This window comes from Pseudomonas sp. K2I15 (assembly GCF_002204795.1).
Taxonomy (GTDB): Bacteria; Pseudomonadota; Gammaproteobacteria; order Pseudomonadales; family Pseudomonadaceae; genus Aquipseudomonas.
In genome coordinates, this window is the sequence record NZ_NIXO01000136.1 from 1 (window position 1) to 2329 (window position 2329).

Consider the following 2329-nt stretch of genomic DNA (forward strand, 5'->3'; position numbering starts at 1 on the left):
GCGGTGGGTCAGTCAATTAATATGTCGACTGACTCACCGCCTTCGCGAGCAAGCCCGCTCCCACACAAGCCCGCACACATTAGGCTTTCTGTGTGCCTACCTGGTTGTTTACCAAACTCAGTTCGCGGCTATGCGGGCGCTGCTTGCTCAAATACCGCGTACAACTGACCCGCAAAAACGAAGCGAAATTCACCACTTCGCCACGGTAATCCATCACCTCTTCATACAGCTTGGCGATCAGTTGATTGGTGGTCATGCCATCCACCTCGGCGATTTCGCTGAGGATGTCCCAGAACTGGTTTTCCAGGCGCACGGTGGTCACCACGCCGCAGATGCGCAGGGAGCGCGAGCGGGATTCGTACAGAATCGGGTCGGCCTTGACGTAAAGCTCGCACATGGCGATGACCTCCGTTTTACAAAGTGATTCTGGTACCCAGCAGGCCAAGGAAACCCGCCAGCCAGCTTGGGTGCGCCGGCCATGCCGGAGCAGTCACCAGATTGCCTTGAACGTGGCTGTCGGTCACCGGAATATCGATGAACGTACCGCCCGCCAGTCGCACTTCCGGCCCGCACGCGGGGTAAGCGCTGCACTCACGACCTTCCAGGATACCGGCAGCGGCCAGCAGTTGCGCCCCGTGGCACACCGCGGCGATGGGCTTGCCGGCCTGGTCGAACGCCTTGACCAGTTGCAGGACTTTTTCGTTCAGGCGCAGGTACTCGGGCGCACGGCCACCGGGTACCAGCAGCGCGTCGTAATCAGCAGCGTCGACCTTGGCGAAGTCGGCATTCAGGGCGAACAAGTGCCCGGGCTTTTCGCTGTAGGTCTGGTCGCCCTCGAAGTCGTGGATCGCCGTGCGCACGGTCTGGCCGGCGGTCTTGTCCGGGCACACGGCGTGCACGGTATGCCCCACCATCAGCAGCGCCTGGAACGGCACCATCACTTCATAGTCTTCGACGTAATCGCCGACCAGCATCAGGATTTTTTTAGCGGCCATGGGACATTCCTCCGGTTGAACAGTTGGGCAGACAAGAGTAGCCAAGATAGACCCGTGCCGATGAGCCGGGTAATGGCCCGCTACTACATGTCGGATCTTCCCTCTTGTAGGAGCGAGCGTGCTCGCGAAGAACTCGAGAACGCCGCGGGGCGTCAGGTTCCCCGCCTTATAGTTAACGACCTTCGCGAGCAAGCTCGCTCCTACACAAACTGTACGGATCAATCTGCGCCCAGCTGTAAGCCCGCGTTTTCCGGGCTTTGTGGCTAGATGAACGTCCACTTCCGGCCCATTCGATTCTGGTTCCTTCCATGAGCTCCCGCGAAAATACCGGCATGGCCCTCGGCCTGCTGGGCGTCATCATCTTCAGCCTCACCCTGCCCTTCACCCGTATCGTGGTGCAGGAAATCCACCCGCTGCTCAATGGCCTGGGCCGGGCGTTGTTTGCGGCGGTGCCGGCGGCGGCATTGTTGCTATGGCGCCGTGAGCGCTGGCCCACCTGGCGCCAGGCGCGCGGCCTGACGCTGGTGATTGCCGGGGTAATCCTGGGGTTCCCGGTGCTGTCGGCCTGGGCCATGCAAACCTTGCCGGCGTCCCATGGCGCGCTGGTCAACGGTTTGCAGCCGCTGTGCGTGGCGTTGTACGCGGCGTGGCTGTCCCATGAGCGTCCGTCAAAAGCCTTCTGGGCCTGCGCGGCGCTGGGCAGTGCGTTGGTGCTCAGTTATGCGTTGATCACCGGGGCCGGCAGTATCCAGGCGGGCGATCTGTTGATGCTCGGGGCGATTGCCGTGGGTGGCCTGGGTTATGCCGAAGGCGGCCGGTTGGCCAAGGAGATGGGCGGCTGGCAGGTGATCTGCTGGGCGCTGGTGCTGTCGACGCCGGTATTGATCGGGCCGGTGGCGTACCTGGCGCTGCAACACGAAGGGCCGATTTCGCCGCGCACCTGGTGGGCGTTTGGTTATGTCTCGCTGTTTTCGCAGTTCTTCGGTTTCTTTGCGTGGTACGCCGGGCTGGCCATGGGCGGCATCGCCCGGGTCAGCCAGATTCAGCTGTTGCAGATCTTTTTCACCATCGCGTTTTCGGCGCTGTTTTTTGGTGAGCACATCGAGCCGATTACCTGGCTGTTTGCCTGTGGGGTGATTGTGACGGTGATGTTGGGACGCAAGACCAGTGTGAAGCCTGCGCCAGCTCCCAAGGCTAGCGCGATCTAATGTGGGAGCAACTGTCTTGATGGCCATAACCTAGGCATCGTTCTCAAAGACAGCCAAGCTCCCACAGCTCTGCGCCGTGTGACCTTTACGACATACCGCTGCCGAATCAGGCAGCGTGCGCTTTCC

The 2329-nt window shown here is 61.3% G+C and carries 3 protein-coding genes; 1 reads left to right on the forward strand and 2 read right to left on the reverse strand.

Annotated elements, in window-relative coordinates:
* Positions 1–79: 79 nt before the first annotated feature.
* Together CEC48_RS30745 and CEC48_RS30750 are read right to left on the reverse strand one after the other, a co-directional pair.
* On the reverse strand, positions 80–397 hold the full coding sequence (locus CEC48_RS30745) for a ribbon-helix-helix domain-containing protein (protein WP_088427249.1): 318 nt from the start codon (positions 395–397) through the stop codon (positions 80–82).
* Positions 398–413: 16 nt separating this feature from the next.
* The gene (locus CEC48_RS30750; protein WP_010176642.1) at positions 414–995 is read right to left on the reverse strand and encodes a DJ-1/PfpI family protein; all 582 of its coding nucleotides are present in this window, start codon (positions 993–995) and stop codon (positions 414–416) included.
* 308 nt (positions 996–1303) lie between these two features.
* Between CEC48_RS30750 and CEC48_RS30755 the strand changes: the two genes are divergently transcribed.
* Entirely contained in the window at positions 1304–2203 is a 900-nt protein-coding gene (locus tag CEC48_RS30755) for a DMT family transporter (RefSeq protein WP_088427250.1), read from the forward strand.
* Positions 2204–2329 lie beyond the last annotated feature (126 nt).

Bases quoted from the DNA above. Each gene is read 5' to 3' on its own strand.
- CEC48_RS30745 (WP_088427249.1), bottom strand. From the start codon at position 397: ATGTGCGAGCTTTACGTCAAGGCCGACCCGATTCTGTACGAATCCCGC.
- CEC48_RS30750 (WP_010176642.1), bottom strand. From the start codon at position 995: ATGGCCGCTAAAAAAATCCTGATGCTGGTCGGCGATTACGTCGAAGAC.
- CEC48_RS30755 (WP_088427250.1), top strand. From the start codon at position 1,304: ATGAGCTCCCGCGAAAATACCGGCATGGCCCTCGGCCTGCTGGGCGTC.